At 58.8% G+C, this 19,431-nt stretch carries 22 protein-coding genes; 9 read left to right on the top strand and 13 right to left on the bottom strand.

Annotated features, from left to right (window positions below):
* Window positions 1-9: 9 nt before the first annotated feature.
* Window positions 10-417: an SPW repeat domain-containing protein gene (locus ACZ5C3_RS15195; protein WP_464030936.1), complete on the bottom strand. Its 408-nt coding sequence runs from the start codon at window positions 415-417 to the stop codon at window positions 10-12.
* Between the two features lie 242 nt (window positions 418-659).
* Between ACZ5C3_RS15195 and ACZ5C3_RS15190 the strand changes: the two genes are divergently transcribed.
* From ACZ5C3_RS15190 to ACZ5C3_RS15180, 3 genes are read left to right on the top strand one after another with little or no spacing between them, the layout of a single operon-like run.
* A complete protein-coding gene (locus tag ACZ5C3_RS15190) occupies window positions 660-1,160 on the top strand; it encodes a DUF3828 domain-containing protein (protein ID WP_464030935.1) in 501 nt (166 codons plus the stop codon).
* A gap of 25 nt (window positions 1,161-1,185) precedes the next feature.
* A complete protein-coding gene (locus ACZ5C3_RS15185; protein ID WP_464030933.1) occupies window positions 1,186-1,461 on the top strand; it encodes a GNAT family N-acetyltransferase in 276 nt (91 codons plus the stop codon).
* 37 nt (window positions 1,462-1,498) lie between these two features.
* On the top strand, window positions 1,499-1,795 hold the full coding sequence (locus ACZ5C3_RS15180; protein WP_464030931.1) for a GNAT family N-acetyltransferase: 297 nt from the start codon (window positions 1,499-1,501) through the stop codon (window positions 1,793-1,795).
* A 71-nt stretch (window positions 1,796-1,866) separates the two neighbouring features.
* Here ACZ5C3_RS15180 and ACZ5C3_RS15175 read toward each other — a convergent pair whose 3' ends face one another.
* Window positions 1,867-2,658 (bottom strand): fumarylacetoacetate hydrolase family protein, encoded by a 792-nt coding sequence (locus ACZ5C3_RS15175; RefSeq protein WP_464030930.1) that lies wholly within the window; start codon window positions 2,656-2,658, stop codon window positions 1,867-1,869.
* Between the two features lie 221 nt (window positions 2,659-2,879).
* Window positions 2,880-3,272, bottom strand: a complete 393-nt coding sequence (locus ACZ5C3_RS15170; protein ID WP_464030928.1) for a DUF3597 domain-containing protein — start codon at window positions 3,270-3,272, stop codon at window positions 2,880-2,882.
* Window positions 3,273-3,657: 385 nt separating this feature from the next.
* Here ACZ5C3_RS15170 and ACZ5C3_RS15165 point away from each other — a divergent pair, with 385 nt between their 5' ends.
* Entirely contained in the window at window positions 3,658-4,560 is a 903-nt protein-coding gene (locus ACZ5C3_RS15165; RefSeq protein ID WP_464030926.1) for a DUF2189 domain-containing protein, read from the top strand.
* Window positions 4,561-4,626: 66 nt separating this feature from the next.
* Window positions 4,627-5,463 carry a patatin-like phospholipase family protein gene (locus tag ACZ5C3_RS15160; protein WP_464030924.1) on the top strand — a complete coding sequence of 279 codons (837 nt, stop codon included), beginning with the start codon at window positions 4,627-4,629 and terminating at the stop codon, window positions 5,461-5,463.
* 66 nt (window positions 5,464-5,529) lie between these two features.
* Here the strand turns inward: ACZ5C3_RS15160 and ACZ5C3_RS15155 are convergent, their stop codons facing one another.
* Together ACZ5C3_RS15155 and ACZ5C3_RS15150 are read right to left on the bottom strand one after the other, a co-directional pair.
* Window positions 5,530-6,564 carry a DUF1775 domain-containing protein gene (locus tag ACZ5C3_RS15155; RefSeq protein ID WP_464030922.1) on the bottom strand — a complete coding sequence of 345 codons (1,035 nt, stop codon included), beginning with the start codon at window positions 6,562-6,564 and terminating at the stop codon, window positions 5,530-5,532.
* Between the two features lie 43 nt (window positions 6,565-6,607).
* Window positions 6,608-6,967: a hypothetical protein gene (locus ACZ5C3_RS15150; RefSeq protein ID WP_464030920.1), complete on the bottom strand. Its 360-nt coding sequence runs from the start codon at window positions 6,965-6,967 to the stop codon at window positions 6,608-6,610.
* Window positions 6,968-7,430: 463 nt separating this feature from the next.
* On the opposite strand from ACZ5C3_RS15150, the gene ACZ5C3_RS15145 reads away from it, so the two are divergent.
* The gene (locus ACZ5C3_RS15145) at window positions 7,431-7,583 is read left to right on the top strand and encodes a DUF1127 domain-containing protein (RefSeq protein ID WP_464030919.1); all 153 of its coding nucleotides are present in this window, start codon (window positions 7,431-7,433) and stop codon (window positions 7,581-7,583) included.
* Between the two features lie 296 nt (window positions 7,584-7,879).
* Window positions 7,880-9,319, top strand: a complete 1,440-nt coding sequence (gene trmFO, locus ACZ5C3_RS15140; protein ID WP_464044133.1) for a methylenetetrahydrofolate--tRNA-(uracil(54)-C(5))-methyltransferase (FADH(2)-oxidizing) TrmFO — start codon at window positions 7,880-7,882, stop codon at window positions 9,317-9,319.
* Between the two features lie 15 nt (window positions 9,320-9,334).
* Here the strand turns inward: trmFO and ACZ5C3_RS15135 are convergent, their stop codons facing one another.
* From ACZ5C3_RS15135 to yajC, 5 genes are all read right to left on the bottom strand, one after another.
* Entirely contained in the window at window positions 9,335-10,198 is an 864-nt protein-coding gene (locus tag ACZ5C3_RS15135; RefSeq protein WP_464030917.1) for a phytoene/squalene synthase family protein, read from the bottom strand.
* On the bottom strand, window positions 10,195-10,605 hold the full coding sequence (locus ACZ5C3_RS15130) for an Mth938-like domain-containing protein (RefSeq protein ID WP_464030915.1): 411 nt from the start codon (window positions 10,603-10,605) through the stop codon (window positions 10,195-10,197). The genes ACZ5C3_RS15135 and ACZ5C3_RS15130 overlap by 4 nt, the downstream gene beginning before the upstream one ends.
* A 72-nt stretch (window positions 10,606-10,677) precedes the next feature.
* Window positions 10,678-11,706: a protein translocase subunit SecF gene (gene secF, locus ACZ5C3_RS15125; RefSeq protein ID WP_464030913.1), complete on the bottom strand. Its 1,029-nt coding sequence runs from the start codon at window positions 11,704-11,706 to the stop codon at window positions 10,678-10,680.
* 11 nt (window positions 11,707-11,717) lie between these two features.
* Window positions 11,718-13,316, bottom strand: coding sequence for a protein translocase subunit SecD (secD, locus tag ACZ5C3_RS15120; protein WP_464030912.1), 1,599 nt, complete (start codon window positions 13,314-13,316; stop codon window positions 11,718-11,720).
* A gap of 47 nt (window positions 13,317-13,363) precedes the next feature.
* Window positions 13,364-13,720: a preprotein translocase subunit YajC gene (yajC, locus tag ACZ5C3_RS15115; RefSeq protein ID WP_464030910.1), complete on the bottom strand. Its 357-nt coding sequence runs from the start codon at window positions 13,718-13,720 to the stop codon at window positions 13,364-13,366.
* Window positions 13,721-13,899: 179 nt separating this feature from the next.
* Here yajC and ACZ5C3_RS15110 point away from each other — a divergent pair, with 179 nt between their 5' ends.
* The gene (locus tag ACZ5C3_RS15110) at window positions 13,900-14,874 is read left to right on the top strand and encodes an ATP-binding protein (protein WP_464030908.1); all 975 of its coding nucleotides are present in this window, start codon (window positions 13,900-13,902) and stop codon (window positions 14,872-14,874) included.
* A gap of 18 nt (window positions 14,875-14,892) precedes the next feature.
* Here ACZ5C3_RS15110 and ACZ5C3_RS15105 read toward each other — a convergent pair whose 3' ends face one another.
* Entirely contained in the window at window positions 14,893-15,765 is an 873-nt protein-coding gene (locus ACZ5C3_RS15105; protein WP_464030907.1) for an NmrA family NAD(P)-binding protein, read from the bottom strand.
* Between the two features lie 76 nt (window positions 15,766-15,841).
* Window positions 15,842-16,672: an aldo/keto reductase gene (locus ACZ5C3_RS15100; RefSeq protein WP_464030906.1), complete on the bottom strand. Its 831-nt coding sequence runs from the start codon at window positions 16,670-16,672 to the stop codon at window positions 15,842-15,844.
* Between the two features lie 218 nt (window positions 16,673-16,890).
* On the opposite strand from ACZ5C3_RS15100, the gene ACZ5C3_RS15095 reads away from it, so the two are divergent.
* On the top strand, window positions 16,891-17,790 hold the full coding sequence (locus ACZ5C3_RS15095; protein WP_464030904.1) for a LysR family transcriptional regulator: 900 nt from the start codon (window positions 16,891-16,893) through the stop codon (window positions 17,788-17,790).
* Window positions 17,791-17,884: 94 nt separating this feature from the next.
* Here ACZ5C3_RS15095 and ACZ5C3_RS15090 read toward each other — a convergent pair whose 3' ends face one another.
* On the bottom strand, window positions 17,885-19,333 hold the full coding sequence (locus ACZ5C3_RS15090; protein WP_464030902.1) for a peptidoglycan DD-metalloendopeptidase family protein: 1,449 nt from the start codon (window positions 19,331-19,333) through the stop codon (window positions 17,885-17,887).
* Window positions 19,334-19,431: the final 98 nt, after the last annotated feature.

Here is a 19,431-nt window from a genome sequence, read left to right as displayed (position 1 = left end):
ACTTGGTTGTTACTGACCGTGTCCGGTCAGCTCCTGATCCGTCAGGTCCCAATCCTGCCAAAGCTTCAGCATGGCCAGCAGAACGATCGCTCCACCGAGGCTCGTGTGCCACAATCGAAGAGCACCCTCGCCGGTGTAGCCGAGGATATGCGGCAGCGCGATCAGGCAGACGCCGAGCGCCATCTCGCATCCCTCTTCCCAACGCCGGAGGGCAACGTATTCCATCTGGGCGAGGCCAAACACGAGAATGCCGATCAGCATCGTGGCCAGGATCACGTAGCGCGGTTCAGGCTCTGCACCGAGGCCGTGATTGGCTTCTCCGGTTAACCAGGGCGACAGCACGACCAGCATGCCTAACGCCATACCGAACCAATCTTCCCATGTCCGATGCGTGTTGAGAAAGCCAGGGCCGAACATTTTACGAACCTCCCTAAAAGCGAGGCGGCCAGCGGCTCGATCGTGGAGGACGAAGACGACCGTCCGGCCGCATCAAATATGTCCTGCAACGGACGTATGAGACACACCAGTCTTTACAAGAGGAGATGGGAAGGATTTTGTGCGGATGGATGGATTGATTGTCGCCTCCGGGACAGTGGCGCAGACCTTGAAGACCTTACAGGAGCATACGAATGATAACCCGGCGGCTGTTTGCAGGAGCTTTGATCGCCTCCACTCTTCTCATCTCTGGACAGGCCTGGTCACAGGCGAAGACGCCCTCCTCCTTCGACCCGCCCGGCATCATCAATTCCATTTACGAACGCGTCGTCAAAGACAACGGTGAAGCGGATGGGAGCTTCGTCATCCAAGACAAAGCCGTCAGGGCGAAATATTTGTCGAAATCCCTGGTTGCCTTGTGGGCAAAGTCGGACGCCCACACCCCCGAGGGGGATATCGTCATCGATTTCGACCCGGTCACAAACTCTCAGGATCCGAGCGTAAAATCCTTCACGGTCACAACAGAAAAGCTCGACAGCGGCACAGCAGCGATCGCCGTCAAAATGACCACAGGATATGCCCAGCCGCGCAATCCGGCTGACGACGTGGTGCGCTATGATTTCGTGCGCGACGGCGGGCACTGGAAGATCGATGATATCCGCGGGGCGGTCGACGGCAAACCGTGGTCACTCCGCGCCCTGCTGACGCGCTCGCTCAAGAACTAAAGCTTCAAGATAACTGGAAATATCGATGACTGAAGTCGTGCAAAATAATCCAGCAAAACACCGCTACGAACTCGAGGTCGAAGGGCATATCGCGGCCTCTTACTATCAGCTGTCCGGCGATATCATCACGTTCACTCACACGGAAGTGCCGAAGGAACTCGAGGGCAAAGGCATAGGATCAAGATTGGTCAAGGGAGCGCTCGACCAAGTCCGCGCCAGTGGTCTCAAAGTCGTACCGCAATGCCCGTTCGTGAAAGGTTATATCGGCAAGCATCCGGAATATGCCGATCTGCTGAAGTGAATCTGTCCACTCTCCCAAAGCGACAAAGGCACACGCGATGAGCCAAGAAACGAGTCAAGAAACGACAACCGTTCGCAACAACGCAGCGTTAAGCCGTTACGAACTGGATGTGAATGGCGCGATCGCGTTCGCGAACTACCGCCTTGCCCCCGGGAGAGTGATCATCACCCACACTGAAACGCCGTTGGCGCTCCGTGGCCGCGGCATCGCATCCAAATTGGTGCACGGTGCGCTGGAGCAAATCCGCGCCAATGATCTCAAGGTCGTTGCAGGCTGCGGGTTTGTCGTCGATTACCTACAAAAACACCCGGAATATGCCGACATCACGGCCTGAGGTCATTTCGTCATTATGAAAAAAGCCCGCCAATGGCGGGCTTTTGTTTGCGAAACTGCAGGAGAAAATCGTCAGACGATTTTGATCGACATGTCCGGCAAGCCTTCCAGCTTGCACAACAGCACGTCGCCCTTGTTCACCGGGCCGACATTCTCCGGCGTGCCCGAGTAAACCAGATCGCCGGCTTTCAGCTCGAAGGCTTCCGACAGCTTCGAAATCTGCTCGGCGACACTCCAGATCATCTTCGTCAGATCCGAATTCTGCCGCACCGTGCCATTCACAGCGAGCGAGATCGCGCCCTTGGTGAAGTGCCCGGTCTTGCTCACCGGATGAAGCGGTCCGAGCACTGCCGAGTGGTCGAAGCTCTTTCCGATTTCCCACGGCTTCTTCTCGTTGCCCATGGCGTTCTGCAGGTCGCGGCGCGTCATGTCGAGGCCGAGGGTATAGCCGTAGACACAATCCAGCGCCTTATCGACCGGGATATTCGTGCCACCCGACCTCAGCGCGGCCACCAGTTCAACCTCATGGTGATAGTTCTTGGTGAGCGACGGATATGGGTGATCAGCCACCGTGCCGATGGCGACGACTTGAATAGCGTCGGTCGGCTTCTGGAAGAAGAACGGCGGTTCACGTGTCGGGTCCGAACCGCGCTCGATCGCGTGCGCCGCATAATTGCGACCGATGCAGTAAATTCGCCGAACCGGGAAAACCTCGGTGATACCGACCACAGGAATTGTCGTCTGTCCGACGGGGAAAATGGTCTTGACGCCGACTTGCGCCTGCGCTGCTTCGGTCAGTGCGGCGGTTCCGGCGAGGGCCGCAGCGCCACCCGCCAGGACGGTTCTACGGTTGAGATCGGTCATGGATTTTTCCTTCCTCGAGTTTCACGGTGACAGTTTTCTGATGTTGTTGAGACAGTACCACTTCGCCAAACAACGTTGGCACAGCGATATTCCTCGCTGGCATTCTGTATTCCTCTGACGGCGATTTGGATAGTCACGCAAAGGTCAAATATCTGACTGTGCAGCGCAGCAAAAAGGCCCGCCGAAGCGGGCCTTCAAGAACATGATAAAATGCGAAGAGCTCAGGTTTTCATATCAGCCGGCAATTTGCCGCCATTGGCCGCGAGCTTGGTCATCACCTGCTTGTGCAGCCAAATGTTCATCTTGGCGGAGTCATTCGTGTCGCCATCATAATGGAGCTCCTTGGCGAGTTCCTTGCGTGCGCTCAGGCTCGAGTCGATATCGAGCGCTTTCATCAGGTCGACAATCGACGTACGCCACTCCAGCTTCTCGCCCTTAGCCGCAACAGCCTTGTCGAGGATTGGGGCGACATCCACCATCTGTACAGTTGCGCCAGCTCCTGCTGCGCCAGACGATGCCGGAGCACCTGCTGCTGTGCCGGCACCACCTGCGGGCTCTGCAGCTTCTGCCTTGGTGCCAAAGATCGCGCCCATGATTTTTCCGAAAATGCTCATTGTTCAAACTCCCGATAATCCGGATGGATTGATTTGGATTTGAGCGCTGCTTCCTCAAGTCTTTCCGGCAGCGCCGCGCCGGTCGTGGAACAGTGTAAACACGGGCTCATGACTTGCCAATGTAAGACTGCACGCGTGCGGAACAGGTATTTGAGTCAATTCCGTCAAAAAGCTGCAACATGACGCATTCGCGCTCCTCACGCTGCTACGCGAAATAAAAGGGCCGAACACACCAACGCGGTTGGTTCAGATCGGTTCACGCGGTTGGGAAATTCAGATGCAGAAGTTTTCCATTCGTCATCGACCGGATCGTGATACTGTCAACCAAGTGTCACCATAGCAACCGCAGCGTTGCAAGGCGCTGCGCGATCAAGAGGCAGCCATCATGAGCACTCCCGTTACAGGCGCTGTTCAATCGCCTCCCGCATCATCGTCCTCCTCGGCGATTGTCGTTCGCAAAATCTCCGTCGCCGATCTCAAGGATGCGCTGCGGCTCGGCTGGGAAGACTTCAAGGCCGTTCCGACGCACGCCATCATGCTGGCACTGATCTATCCGGTGTTAGGTCTCGTCCTCGCGCGCGCCACGTTGGGCTACTCGATCCTTCCATTGCTGTTCCCTCTGGCGGCTGGCTTTGCGTTGCTGGGCCCCTTCGCTGCGCTCGGATTCTATGATCTCAGCCGGCGTCGCGAGACCGGCGAAGATGCCACCGCATCCCATGCGCTCGGCGTGCTGTCGTCGCCGTCGATCGGGGCGATGCTGGGGCTTGGTGGAGCGTTGCTTATCCTGTTCCTGGTCTGGCTCACTGCGGCGCAATCCATCTACAACTCGATATTCGGCTACGCACCTGCATCCAGCATTCCGAATTTTCTCAACGAGGTGCTGATGACGCCCAAAGGGCTCAGTCTGATTGTCATCGGCTGTGGCGTTGGCTTCCTGTTTGCGCTCGTGGCGCTTTGCATCAGTGTGGTGTCGTTCCCCATGATGCTGGATCGTCACGCCAGCGCTGCGGATGCTGTTCTCACGTCACTGCGCGTTGTGGCACAAAACCCGGTTCAGATGGCCATCTGGGGTCTGATCGTCGCGGGCCTGCTGGTGATCGGGACGATACCATTCTTCTTAGGCTTGACGGTCGTAATCCCTGTGCTTGGCCACGCGACATGGCATCTTTACCGCAAGGTGGTCGAACCTCCAGCCACGCCATATGTGGAGCCTGAAAAGCACAAAGTGCACCGCTATGCGGCTGAATTCCCGGTCAGCCTCTTCATGTGGGGACGCAAAGGACACTAGCTCGCAGCGAGTTGCTTATCGGACCGCGGTTGGGCATGAAGGCAATCCAATACGGATATATCCTTCATGTTCGACGCGGTCGTTTTCGCGGGCGGTGGCAACCGCTGTTACTGGCAAGGTGGCTTCTATGAGGCTGCCGCGTCACGGATCGGCCTCGCGCCAAAGCTGGTTGTGGGCGCCAGCGCAGGCGCGTTTGCTGCGACCTATTCACTTCTCGAAATGGGGCCTACGACGCGCGCACGGGTGATTGGCGCTTGTCATCCGCAACTGAGAAATTTCGATTTCGCTGCGTGGCGTTCCGGTCAGCCCCTCTGCCCCGTTGGCCCGATGTACGCTGAACTGCTTGCACAGACTGTCGACGCCGACGCACTCTCGCGCCTGCAGGCAATGACGGATTTGCAGATTGCAGTGTCGCGGCTGCCGCGCGGCCTCTCTCCACCGCTCGGCGCGGCTATCGGCATCGGTGCCTATCAACTCGAGAAACAATTGTTTCATCCGGTGCATCCACGATTTGGCCGCGCGCTCGGATTTCATCCCGAGTTTGTCGCCACCCGCGAGATGCAATCTCCGCAACAGCTTCGCGATGCCTTGATGGCGACGAGCGGCGTGCCACCGTTCATGCCGGTGACAGAGGTCAATGGTCGACCGGCATTCGACGGCGGCCTCGTGGACAATGTCCCGGTCGAACCGATCAAGCCGATCGAAGCCGCCGGCGGCCGTACGCTGGTGTTGCTGACGCGGGTCTATAAATCGGTGCCGGCCGTCAATGGCCGCATCTATGCGCAGCCCTCGCGGAAGATCGATGTCAAACAGTTCGACATCCGTAATCCCGACGGCATCAGAAACGCGTTCGAACTCGGGCTGAAAGACGGCGCGGCATTTGCCGCGTCACTTGGCCGATAGCGTCAAAGCCAATTCGATTTCACGGTGCAGCGACTGACCACTGCACCGTGAAGTCGTGAGGCGCGCTTAGTGCTTGTGAGCAGGCTCTGACGTCGCGCCGATCGAACTGACGTTGAAGTTCACATCAACGCTGCCGGCCTTCTCAAATGTCAATGTTGCCTTCATCGTATCGCCCTGCTTGAGCGGCTGCTTGATGTCCAGGAACATCATGTGGAAGCCGCCCGGCTTCAGTTCGACCGTCTCGCCCGGCTTGATCGTCAGCCCTTCTGGAACAGCGCGCATCTTCATCACGCCGTCATTCATCGACATTTCATGGACTTCGACACGATCGGAAATGGTTGCCGTCGCTTTCACCAACCGATCGTCTGTCTTGCCGTTGTTGGTGATCTTCAGGTAGCCGCCGGCGATCTTGGCGCCACCGGGCGTCGCGCGTGTCCACGGTGACGTCACCACGAGATCACCGACCTTGAACGTATCGCCGCCTGTCGCGGCGGGCGCGGCCATATCCATGTGCATGTGGTCCATGCTGCCATGGTCCATCTGCGCCATTGTTGTGGTGTCGCTGGAGATCCGCAGCCCGGGAGCCGGAGCCTTCAACGCATGCGGGCTTTGTCCGGCTGCCGGAATCTCAGACCAGCTGATTTCTGCGCTCGCGCACTTTTGCGTGGTTGGGAAATAGATCGCCTGCCCAGGCTGGAAATCCCCTGAGATAAAGCTCGTGAACACGAACTCGTCGTAGTTGTCATCGGACAGCGAACCGCCGGACCACACGATTTCCTTTGGTCCTTCCGTGACGGCGTTGCCATGGCTTTGATAGGTTTTGGCATAGGCACCGCGCGTGATATTTAGCGTCCAGCCCGGTTTGGGCATCGGCTTCACGCTGATCACGCCTTCCGGAATCTGAACACGGATGCTCTGTGTCGCCTGTCCGTCGCAGCCGTGCGGCACCTGCAGTACGGCTTTGTAATAGGTGTTGGCGCGCGTCTCGCCGGTTGCGAGTGTGATGTGCGCAAATGCGCTCGATTGCGATGCGATAATCGACAGGGCCGTAACGCCAGCGCCTGCAAGCAACCTCAGCGGGTTGTAGAGAGAAGTAGTCATGGTGTCCTCGAAAGCTGATTGAGAAAGTTCGACGTTTAGTTTCTCAAGCTAGCTTTGGAGGGGCACGCGCCGAAAAGACCTGCGTTGTGAACGCAACATGCGTTCCCGTATCGTGCAGGATCTCGGTGGAGCGAGACGGGGCATGCCCTGCCAGTATCAGACCAGACTGCTGCGGCTCCAATGCAGAGAGACCGCTCGCGCAGACTGAAAGACAATCATGGTGCAAGCCGTGGTTAGGATTCCGAGCAGGATCGCCCGTCTTACCGTCCGACTGGGTGCCCTGACAGATCAACGCGAATGCGGCTGCATCCGGCACCGCCGCTTGGGCGCCACTCCACGCAACGACAAGAGCCTGGATCGCCAGTGCCTGTGAGAGCAGCAAGGTCAAACCGAGACGGCGCATGGAGGAATATTTCTGCATCGCGCGGCTATGCCACGCTCACCTTCACACGTCCATGATTCTCCCAATTAGACTACGCAACGCTGCGTGAGAGCTGACAATGAACAATAATTCACAGTTTTGAGTAGAATATTTCGGGAATCAGCATTCAGTGGAACAATTCGACCGTTGACGCCCGGGAAAGCATAGCTCTCCTTCCCGTGATTGACCCGCCGGGTGGGTCCGATGGTTCCGCATTCCGCCAAAGCTTTGATAAACAGCCGAAATCAGCATCAGATCTCGCCTAAATCTTTGGCCGCCCATTCAATTCTTAGCTGAAAGATTAATCACTTCTTAACAAGGCATGCATTTTTAGACTAGCTGCATCGCAACATTTGCTGTGTTGCAGCGCGGAAACCTCCCCTATATTCACTTCAACGATGAAGCTGCTTTCAAGAGCTGAATCGAGAATTCGAAGGAGATTATCATGTTGCTCTCGTTTATCCGCGCTATTCAGGCGTTTCGCGAATATCAGCGCAATGTCGCCGAACTGTCGCAGCTCAGCGATCGCGAACTGGCTGACATCGGGCTTGATCGCTCGGACATTCGCCGCGTCGCTGCTGGCGCCTACAACGGCTAATCAGCCGAAGTTGACGAACTAACGGATTACGCCCGCCTCTTGCGGGCGTTCTCGTGTATATGGGTCTTTAATTGTCCCGGTCGAGCTGTCGTGCCCGTTGCACCAGCCACCTGTGAGCTCAAGTGTCCCGAATCCAAAGTCCGCCTCATTTTGCCGCGCGCTCCGCAGCGGACTTTGGATTCGAGAGGACACTTGTAAGCTATAATTCTAGTGTGGTTTAGGTTTAGAAGTTCGCTGACAGCGGCTCGCAGAAAAATCTGCGCGAACTTCTAAACCACCACACTAGTTGTGAGCCCATGACAATTGAAAACAAAGCTGCGTCCACGGATACCGTTCACGTTATTGGCGGAGGCCTCGCGGGGTCTGAGGCTGCTTGGCAGGTCGCCAATGCCGGTGTGAACGTTGTCCTTCATGAAATGCGGCCCGTCCGCACAACCGACGCGCACCGCACCGATAGCCTTGCTGAACTCGTTTGTTCAAACTCGTTCCGCTCCGACGATGCAGCGAACAATGCTGTCGGCCTACTTCATGCCGAACTTCGCAAGCTGAACTCGCTGATCATGCGCAGTGCCGACGCCAATCAGGTGCCGGCTGGCGGCGCACTGGCGGTCGATCGCGACGGCTTTTCCGCCGCCGTCAATGCGGCGCTCACGGCTCACCCGAGGATCGAAATCCGGCGTGAGGAAATTGCCGGCCTGCCTCCCGAAGAATGGCACAACGTCATCGTTGCAACCGGCCCACTCACATCGGCTCCGCTCGCGGAGGCCATCCGCGCGCTGTCGGGAGAGAGTGCCCTCGCCTTTTTCGATGCGATCGCGCCGATCGTACATCGCGATTCCATCGACATGTCGATCGCCTGGTTTCAGTCGCGCTACGACAAGGTCGGTCCGGGCGGCAACGGTGCTGATTACATCAATTGCCCGATGACACGCGAGCAATACGACGCATTCGTCGATGCGCTGATCAGCGGGGAAAAGACCGACTTCAAGGAGTGGGAAGCCAACACGCCGTATTTCGACGGTTGCCTGCCGATCGAAGTGATGGCTGAACGCGGCCGCGAAACCCTGCGTCATGGCCCGATGAAGCCGGTCGGTCTGACCAACCCGCGCGATCCCACGGTTAAGCCCTATGCCATCGTGCAACTGCGTCAAGACAACAAGCTCGGCACGCTCTACAACATCGTCGGATTCCAGACCAAGCTGAAGTACGGTGCGCAGACGCAGGTGCTTCGCATGATCCCAGGCCTGCAGAACGCAGAGTTCGCGCGTCTCGGCGGTCTCCATCGCAACACATTCCTCAACTCGCCGAAACTGCTCGATCCGCAATTGAGGCTGCACGCGCAACGGCGCCTGCGCTTTGCTGGCCAGATGACCGGTTGCGAGGGCTACGTCGAATCCGCCGGAATTGGGTTGCTTGCAGGTCTCTTTGCTGCAGCGGATGTGCGACAAGAAGCGATTGCGCCACCGCCGCCCACCACGGCACTCGGCGCATTACTTGGCCACATCACGGGTGGACACATCGAGACGATCGACGCCGGGCCGCGCTCATTCCAGCCGATGAACATCAATTTCGGATTGTTTCCGCCGCTGGCATCGCCGCCGACCAAAAAGCCTGACGGCACACGGCTGCGCGGTAATGAGAAGACCATCGCGAAGAAGCAGGCGATCAGCGCGCGCGCCTTGGTCGATCTCGACCACTGGATCTCTGACACGCTGCGCGTGTCCAACGCTGCCTGATCCGATTACAACGGATCAGTTTCTGAATGGCGATCGGCTTGCCGCACGCCAGATTGTCCAGAGCGTCGCCAAACGCGACATCGAAGGCGGATTGAACGGACTCGATGCTTCAAGCTTCGACAAGATCAGCTGCATCATCACCAAGGGCAGGAATGCCGGCCGAGCAGCGGCCGGTGCATTTCCCATCAGCGCGAAAGCGGTGTCCAGTTGCTTCCGTGCTTCTTGGCGCAGATGGGCCAGTGCTTGCCGCAATGGCTCATCTGACTTCTGCATGAATACGTCTTCTGCGATCACATCGTGAAGGTTCATGAGATCGGCGGGCAAATAGAGCTGCCGCCGTGCACTGTGCCGAGGCAATGCAAGCATCACATCGACCAATCCCTCGGCAATGCCGGCGTGATCAGATATCCGCGCAACCTCAGGCGAGGTTACGCCCAGCGTACGGGCGCGCAATGCATAGAGCGCTGCGGAGGTGTCGCGACAGTGTGCCTCGAGCGCAGCGATGTCCGGCATCGGATCATCGTAGACGTCGAACACATGCGCGTCGATCAAGCGGATGAAGCTCTCGACGGGTAGCTTGTATTCCTTGATCGCCCGCAACAGCTCGGCGGCCACCGGATTACCCGTGACATCGCCCTGCACGCTTCCACCGGCGTGTCCCGTCAGGGCATCGCGCCACCATTGCAGGCGGATCTCGCCGGTTAGAGCCTGGCTGACATGATCGCGGACATGAGAGACTTCGCTGCTGAAAGCTGCGAGCGCCAGCCACGCTCGGCGTGGCGCGGGCGGCACGAACAGGCTCGCGGCATAGCTTGTGAAATCGCGCGAGCGCACGAGGTCGGCACAAAATGCGGCGTCGCCGGAAGCTGAAGCCGTCATAGCACGGCAATCAATGCGGCCGCGACGCGCCGGCGCTCGCCCATCATGACATTATAGGTGCGGATCGCAGGACCGGTCTGCATCGTGTCGAGCACGATTTTCACGCGCCGCAGCGCTTCGCGCAGGCTCGCTGGCGGCAACCAGACACCTGCCCCCGTCCCGATCAACAGTGTGTCGATGTCTACAGACTGTTCAAACACACGCAGCAGTGATGCCTCGGTGATCTCCTCCGGTGCTGACACCGGCCATGCCCAGATGGCATTCGGCAGACACAGCAGCGAACCGCGATGCGACATATCGGCGAAGCGAAAGCCACCGTTGCCATAAGCATCGATCAACGCGGATCGAGGAAGGTGCAGCCCGTCTGTTTCGGATGATCCGCCAATGTGGGAGCGGTCTGGCGACAAGATCAGGCGCCCTTCAGTTAGGAGTACGATCCAGCGCAAGCCTGCACAACGCGCTGGATCGCCTCTGACTCATCACTTCTTCGACGATTTTTCTTTCGCCTGCGTGTCGTCGTCTTCCGCGCCGCCATGCCGATTGGCGCCGACGCCGAGATAGATCAAGATCGGCGCCGCGATGAAGATCGACGTATAGGTGCCAACCAGCACCACGCCGAACATCATCGTCGCAGTGAAGCTGTGGATCGCCTTGCCGCCGAACAGCAGCAGCGCGAGCAACGCCAGCGTCACGGTCACGTGGGTGATGATCGAGCGCGACAGCGTTGAATTGATCGACTCATTGAGCAACTCAGGCATCGGCATCTTCTTGTAGCGCCGCAGCATTTCGCGAATACGATCGTAGATGACGACGGTATCGTTGAGTGAATAACCAAGAATAGTCAGCAGCGCCGCAATACTGGTCAGATCGAACTCGATCTGCGTCACCGACATAAAGCCCAGCGTCAGCACGATATCGTGGACGTTGGCGATCATCGCGCCTAGCGCGAACTGCCATTCGAAGCGGAACCATAGATAGAGCAGGATCGAGAAGATCGCGAGCATCAGGCCGATCGTGCCATAGGCGAGCAGTTCGCCCGACACGCGAGGACCGACGACTTCGACACGGCGATAATCGACGGTGTCGCCGAACATTTGACGCACCTTCTGCACAGCTTCCTGCTGTGCCTGATCACCGCCCGGCTGTTCGGCAATGCGGATCAGCACCTCATCCGGAGCGCCGAATTGCTGAAGCTGGACATCACCGAAATTGAGCGTGCCCAATTGGGTGCGCAACGCCGCGATGTCAGCAGGACCGGACTTGGTCTTGATTTCGAGCAGCGTGCCGCCTTTGAAATCGATACCGAAATTCAGGCCGTGGGTGAAATACAGCGTAATCGCCAGGATCGACATCGCCGCCGAGATCGGAAAGCTGATCCGGCGAAAGCGCATGAAATCGAACTTCGTATCGTCAGGCACGATACGAAGGGCTGGAATGACGCCGTAGATGCTCAGCACCGTCAGGACGACGATGAAGATAGCGAGAGCGATAATGATCGTATGAGTCACAGCCAACTACCTCAAATCGGAACGGTCTTTGGCCGCTTCCAGCTCACCCACATCGCGACGATCAGCCGCGTGACAGTGAACGCCGTGAACACGGTGGTGATGATGCCAATGCCGAGCGTGACAGCAAAGCCGCGGACCGGGCCCGTGCCGATGTAAAACAATACAGCCGCTGCGATAAACGTGGTGATGTTGGAGTCCATGATCGTCGCCAGCGCGCGGCTGAACCCGGCATCGATCGCCGAGATCGCTGTGCGGCCGTTGCGCACCTCCTCGCGGATACGCTCGTAGATCAGCACGTTGGAGTCCACCGCGATACCGACGGTCAGAACGATGCCAGCGATGCCCGGCAGCGTCAGCGTCGCGTTCAACAGCGACAGGATACCGAAGATCATCGCGACGTTGATGGCAACCGCCACGTTGGCGAAGAAGCCGAACAGCCGGTAGGTCAGCAGCATGAAGACGATGACCAGCACCGAGCCGACGTAAGACGCCAGCTCACCAGCCGCAATCGAGTCTTGTCCAAGACCAGGTCCAACGGTCCGCTCTTCGATGACTGTCAGCGGCGCAGGCAGCGCACCTGCACGCAGCAGAATCGCGAGGTCGTTCGCACCCTGCACGGTAAAGTTGCCGGAGATCTGTCCGGAGCCCCCCGTGATCGGTTCACGGATCACAGGTGCCGAAATCACCTCGTTGTCGAGGACGATCGCGAATGGCTGGCCGACATTTTCGAGTGTCGCCTGCGCAAACTTGCGCGCACCGGAGGTGTTGAAGCGGAAAGTGACGATTGGCTCGCCGCTTCGCTGGTCAAAGCCCGGCTGTGCGTCGGTCAAATCCGCGCCCGGCACCAGCACCTGCTTTTTGATCACGTAAGGAATTTTTGGTGCAGACGCGCTCATCAGGATTTCGGATTCCGGCGGCACCCGGCCCTGTTGGGCTTGCTCGGGCGACACCGAGGAGTCCACCATCCGGAATTCCATCTTCGCGGTCTTGCCAACGATTTCCTTCACGCGCGTCGGATCCTGCAATCCGGGCACCTGCACCAGAATACGGTCAACACCTTGGCGCTGGATCAGCGGCTCAACCGTGCCGAGTTCGTTGATGCGCTTTTCAACGATCTGGATCGATTGCTCGACCGTCTGACGGATGCGTTCGGTGATCGCGGCTGGCGGTACATTGAGCCGGATCAAGCCGCCGCCGGCATCGCTGACTTCCACGCTGCGCTGGCCGCTCGATCCAAGAATGCCGCCTAGCGGCTGCGACAATTCACGCAGCTTCGCGAGCGCATTGGTCAGATCGGTATCCTTGACGCGAACCTCGACGTTGTCATTGCGCACGGCAAGGCCGGTGTAGCCGATCTTGGCGTCGCGCAATGTCCGCCGGACATCGTCGCGTACCTGCTCCAGCTTGTCCTTCTTGACCGAGTTGGAATCGACTTCCAGCAGAAGGTGAGAACCACCCTGCAGGTCGAGACCAAGCACGACGTGACGCTGGGCCCATTTTGGCCAGCTCTTGACCGTCGCTTCTGGAAAGAAGTTCGGGACAGCGAAAAGGCAAACGATCACGGCGGTCAGAATGATCGCCAGCGCCTTCCACCGCGAGAAATATAACATCGAGATGACCTGTCAGATCAGAAACGTAAAAGCGAGGGCCGAAAGCATCAGCTCGCGGCGGATTCTTCCTTGGAATCCTTCGCCGGCTCGCCCTTGGTGCGGACTCCGGTAATCATCGCGCGCATCTGGCGGATGCGGACACCATCGGCGATTTCCACCTCGATCTGGTCGTCATCCACCACCTTGGTGACCTTACCAACCAGACCGCCATTGGTAATAACGGTGTCACCCCGCCGGACGTTCTTCACCAATTCCTGGTGATCCTTCAGCTTCTTCTGCTGGGGCCGGAGGATCAGGAAGTACATGATGACGAAGATCAACGCGAACGGCAGCAGCGACATCAGCATGCTGTTGGTGTCGCCGGCAGCACCGGCAGCCTGGGCAAAGGCAGGGGTAATCAGCATCGAAAGATCCTCGTGGGGTGCATGCCACGGCAAGCCGTTGGCATTAGGCCGTTTTGGCCCAAATTTGCGCGGACTATAGCGGCCATTGCCCCAATTGCAACGGCGGGCAGGCCTTCCATTTGGGCGGGTTGCGGCAGCCTGCAAGCCTCGCATAGGGTGCGGCGCAAGGAAGTGGAAACATGTCGAAAAAGTCACGTAAAACAAGCCTCGCCAGCGCTAAAAAGGCGACTCAGAAGAAGACCTCCAAGCCCGCGACAAAACGCCCAGCGTCCGTTGCTGCCCCCAGCGCCGATGAACGGATCGCCAAGGCGCTTGAAGCCATCGCCGCCAGCCTCTCGGCCTCGGCGGCCAAACCAACCACGGCAGATTCCTTCAAGGCAGCGGCCGCCTTTATCTGGCACCCCGATGGGCGGCTGACGCCGGTTCCGCGGGTTAACCGCGTCGAGCTCGGCCTGCTAAAGGGGGTGGACCGGATGCGCGACATTTTGATCGAGAACACCGAGCGGTTCGCCACGGGACTGCCGGCGAATAATGCCCTGCTCTGGGGGGCGCGGGGCATGGGCAAATCTTCATTGGTGAAGGCCGCTCACGCAACTGTTAACGCCATGCCCGAGGTGAACGGCCGGCTGAAGCTGATCGAGATTCATCGCGAGGACATCGAAAGCCTGCCGAGCCTGATGTCACTGCTGCGGGAGTCGGACTTCCACTTCATCGTGTTCTGCGATGACCTGTCATTTGACGGTAATGATGCGTCCTACAAGTCGCTGAAGGCCGTGCTGGAAGGCGGCATCGAAGGCCGACCGGAAAACGTCATCCTCTATGCGACGTCCAATCGCCGTCACCTGCTCGCCCGTGACATGATCGAGAACGAGCGCTCGACCTCGATCAATCCCGGCGAAGCCGTGGAGGAGAAAGTCTCGCTGTCGGATCGCTTCGGCCTGTGGCTCGGCTTCCACAAGTGCAGCCAGGACGAATATCTCGACATGGTGAAAGGCTATTGCCGCCACTTCGGCGTGAAGATCGCTGAGAGCGATCTCGAACGAGAGGCGCTTGAGTGGGCCACCACGCGTGGATCGCGATCGGGCCGCGTGGCCTGGCAGTTTACGCAAGAACTGGCGGGCCGGATGGGTGTCCAGCTGACCGCCAGCAATTAATGCGATCGGGCCCGGATTTTAAATTTCCGGGCCCGCCGCCCTTACGAGGTCACGGATCACCGCCTCAAGCGGCGTTTGAGCCGTCGAATGCTCGGCAGCGCCGCCTTCGAAATCGATCCACCCTTCATTGAATCCGTCAATCATCCGCATCCGCGGCATCGGATGCTTCATGCCCTGCGAGCGAAACGTCGTCTCCCACGTTTCGCGCGGAACGGCTTCAACTTGTACCTGACGGCCGATGGTTTCGGCAAATGCGCGTCCGATATCGTTCGCTGAATAGCGACGTGCAGCTTCAAGTTCGACAATCCGCGTGCCCGTCCAGGTCTGTTGCAGGAGATCGGCGACAACAACGCCGATGTCCGCGGTTGCAATCATCGGGATCGGATGATCGAGCGGCTGAAGATAGGACGGCAGATGTCCGCTTCGTGCCGCTGCAACATCCCACGCGGAGTTCTCCATGAACCACGCCGGTCGTAGCAACGCCATCGGTACCGGCAGCGCGCGCAGCCCCTCCTCCATGATCGTGGCGTTTGTCAGCAGGTTTTCCTCCTTTGCTTGCGCTCCGACTGTCGACATGAAAACAACCCGGCCCGGGCGTGCAGTCTTGATCGCGGCACTTACTGCATTCAGTATTTTGCGCGTCTGCGGAAAGCCTGGCTCCGGATCGTAGTTCGACGGCGTCATCAGGAAGACGCCATCGGCGCCGGTGAATGCTTTTGTCAGCGCTTCCGAGTCATCGATGGTGGCCAAAGCCACATCGCAGCCCTTCTCCGACCAGACCTTGCCTTTATCAGTGCTGCGGGCGATGGCACGAATGCTCTCGCCGCGGCCGAGAAGCGCGCGCGCAGCCGCGCCGCCCACCCGGCCTGTGATTCCAGTGATGGCGTACATGATCGACTCTTTTCTGAGTTAGAACGCGTTTGCGTGAAGAAAACGCGTCAGGAGAAGCGGAACGCTGCGCGGGGTGTTATCCCGCGGGTGCATCCCACTCGGGGGCAAAAGCCGGCTTCACCCGTCGCTCGTCCTTACGCAGGGCGGCGATTGTGTGCCGGTCTTCATTGTCGAGCTTCACCGCCAGCGCATCGAGATTGGCCTGCTGGCTGGCGGGGCTTTGAGCTTTGGGAATAGCGACAACATTCTTCTGGTCGAGCAACCAGGCAATCGCGATCTGAGCGGCGGATACGCCGTGCTTGCGGCCAATCGCCTGCAGTTCAGCGCTGTCGGCAACTGTGCCTTGTGCAAGCGGCGCGTAGGCCACAAGAGGCACGCTCTTTGCGCCGAGATATTTGAGCAGCAGCGATTGATCGAGGAAGGTGTGATACTCGACTTGATTGCAGGCAATCGGAGCGCCGACAGTTTCAATCGCCGTCTTCAACAGCGGCAGCGTGAAATTGGCGACACCGATCGCGCGCGTCCGTCCCTCCTCGCGCAGACGCATCAGAATCTCCAATGTGCGCGGCAAGTCCATGGTCTTCGACGGCCAATGGATCAGATAGAGATCGACGAAATCGAGTTTCAGCTTCTTGAGACTGGTGTCGAACGCCCGCTGGATCGCATCAGGTGCGAGATTTTCGTGCCAAACCTTCGTGGTCACATGCAAATCGCCACGCTTGATCCCGGAAGTAGAGATCGCATCGCCGACAGCATCTTCATTGGCGTACATTTCGGCGGTGTCGATATGGCGATAGCCCAGCGATAATGCGCTCTCCGTCGCAACACGACAGGCGTCGCCCGTCAAGCGAAACGTGCCAAATCCAAGCCGCGGCAAGCGAATGCCTTGGGTCTCGATGCTATCCATTAGGTATTCTCCGGTTCTGAACTTCATTGTCCGATCGTCGATTTCGCTCACTGCTCGCCTTCACGCCAGCCCCGTATTTGCATCTCTCACCAGCGCAACTGAGCCTTCGATGATCTGACTGTTTCCAGATCCAACGGCGGCTCTTATCGCGCGGGAAGCACTTTGACTTAAGTGCGGTTATGTCACATCATTCGTGACATTTAGTCAGGAATTGACCTGTGTCATTCGATGGACGATTGTTGACGGGCGTCAGCGTGCTGACTGCTGTTGTGGAAGGTGGCAGCTTCGTGCGAGCCGCCGATGCGCTCGGCATAACAGCGTCAGGTGTCAGCCGTGCGATAGCCCGTCTGGAGGCGCGGGTCGGCGTGCGGCTGCTGGATCGTACCACGCGCGCGGTCAGCCTGAGCGAGGAAGGCCGCCGGTTCTATGAGCGGGTCAAACCGTCGCTTGCGGCGATCGAGGAAGCTGCTGTCCATGCCTCCGGCGCCACCAATGTGGTCCGCGGCCGCCTTCGTGCCCGCGTGGCCATCCTCGTGACGACCAGCGTGCTTGCGGGTCGGCTCGGCGAATTTTTGGCACGCTACCCAGAGCTCTCGGTTGAAATCATCACGCAAGACAAGACCGGCGATCTCGTTCCTGAGGGTATCGATGTCGCGATCAGCTTTGGCGATCAAGCCGCACCGTCACTTGTCTCGCGCAAGCTGCTCGATGCCCGCATCCTGACCGTCGCCTCGCCCGCCTATCTCAAACGCCACGGCAGACCGGCTCACCCGAACGACCTCAAGCATCATTCATGCATTCACTTCCGCGATCCCGCGACTGGACAAGCTTTCGATTGGGAATTTCATAAAGGACGCAAGGTTCTGACGGTCGAGGTGCCAAGCCGCCTCACCTTAAGCGATGGCAACGCACTGCTGACGGAATGCATTGCCGGAACAGGTATCGCGCAGGTGACTGAAAACGCGGTCCGCGACTTCATTGCGCGCGGACAACTCGTCGTCCTGTTCCCGGAATGGAATGGCGAGACCTTCCCGCTCTACGCGTTCTACCCTTCGCGGCAGCATGTCCCGGCGAAGGTCCGCGCCTTTATCGACTTCATGCTCGAAGTTGCGCGCTAGAAATCAAAACGGTGCTTAAAAGAAATTGGGTCCTGACTTAATCAGGACCCAATATGCTTAGAGCTCTTGTTTTGGCACTTCGCTCGAAAACGCTTTATGCGCCGTTGAGGAATTGCAGAGGATCGATCGCGTTCGATCCTTTTCGGATCTCGAAGTGTAGCTGCGGCGATCCCACTTCGCCGGACTGACCTGATTTGGCGATGACCTGGCCGCGCTTGATTGTATCGCCGCGCTTCACCATCAGCTCACTTGCATGGGCATATGCGGTGACGTAGCCGTTGGAATGCCTCACCAGGATCAGATTGCCGTACCCCTTCAGTTCACTACCGGAATAAGCAACGACGCCATCCTCGGCAGCCTTGACCGGCGTACCTTCAGGAACGGCGAGATTGATACCGTCATTCTGCTTTCCGTTGATCTTTGAACCGTAAGTGCCGATCACACGGCCACGCACCGGCCAGCGGAAAGTCGGCAATGCGTTGGTCGTCTCGGCGGCCTTCACCGGTGACTGTGTTTCCGGAATATCCGGTGCCTCAGAAGCAAGGCGGGCTTTCTGCACGGGCTCCGCGGATGCAACTGCGACAGGCTTGGCCGCCGGAGCTGGCGCTTGGGCCACAGCTGCAGGCTTCGGAGTCTCGGACGCGAGCGTTGGTGCCGGTACGGCGGCCGCAGCAACATGCGCGCCCTTTCCGCCAGGGATATTGACCTTGTCGCCGATCTTGAGCTGCGTCGTCACCGGGATGTTGTTCGCAGCAGCCAGCTGAGCCGGAGGAATGTGATAACGGCGAGACAAACTCATCAGTGTGTCGCCGCTCTTGGCAACGTGCACACTGGCGGGTAGCCCAGCGGCGACCTTCGTGCCCGGCGCGGGTGACAATGCAGGCGGCTGCGCCTGAGCAGTGCGGTGAGGAATAATGAGTTGCTGACCCGGCTGAAGAACGCGCGGTCCGCTGTAGCCGTTCGCACGGAGAATCTCGGCCGCTGGCACATTATATCGGCGTGAAATCACGTCGAGCGTATCGGAGGTGCCGACGATGATCTTCGTTCCACCTTCGCGGATCGGTTCTGGCGTCGCGGCAATCGAGCGCGGTGCAGGCGTGCTGCCGGTGTGTTCGATCGGCGATGGCGATGATGGCGGCGCGTACGATGCCATGCCGCGTCCGCCACCTGATGTTGGTGTGCTGCTGGGCGCGGACAGCGGGGCCGAAATCACCGGTGCAGGACGAGGACGCGCATACTGCGGCAGCTCTCGCTGCGGCTGCGGGTAGCCCTGCTGATAACCCTGCTGCTGATAGCCGGGCTGTTGCTGTTGGTACCCAGGCTGCTGGTAATTCTGTTGCTGGTAATTTTGCTGAGGGTAGCCCTGATGGACCGAGCCCGTAGACTCCGGCGCCCCCCTCGAAGCAAAAGGATTAGAGAACGAGTTGTCGGAGAAGCGCGTCGATGTATCCGCGCTACAGCCTCCGAACCCCACTGAAACGAGCGCCAGGACCGCAAAATGCGGAACGCGGCGCGAGCTGATCAACTCGGCAAAGCGGGACATGGTTACTCACACTTGTACGCAACTGGCACAAATTTGAGTAAACACATCCGGAGTAAATAACTGCTTAAGCCCGCGCGGTTCGTCTTAACGAATAACAC

The sequence above is a fragment of the Afipia dichlorophenoxyacetatis genome (genome assembly GCF_055386385.1).
This window is presented reverse-complemented; position numbering and strand designations above follow the sequence as displayed.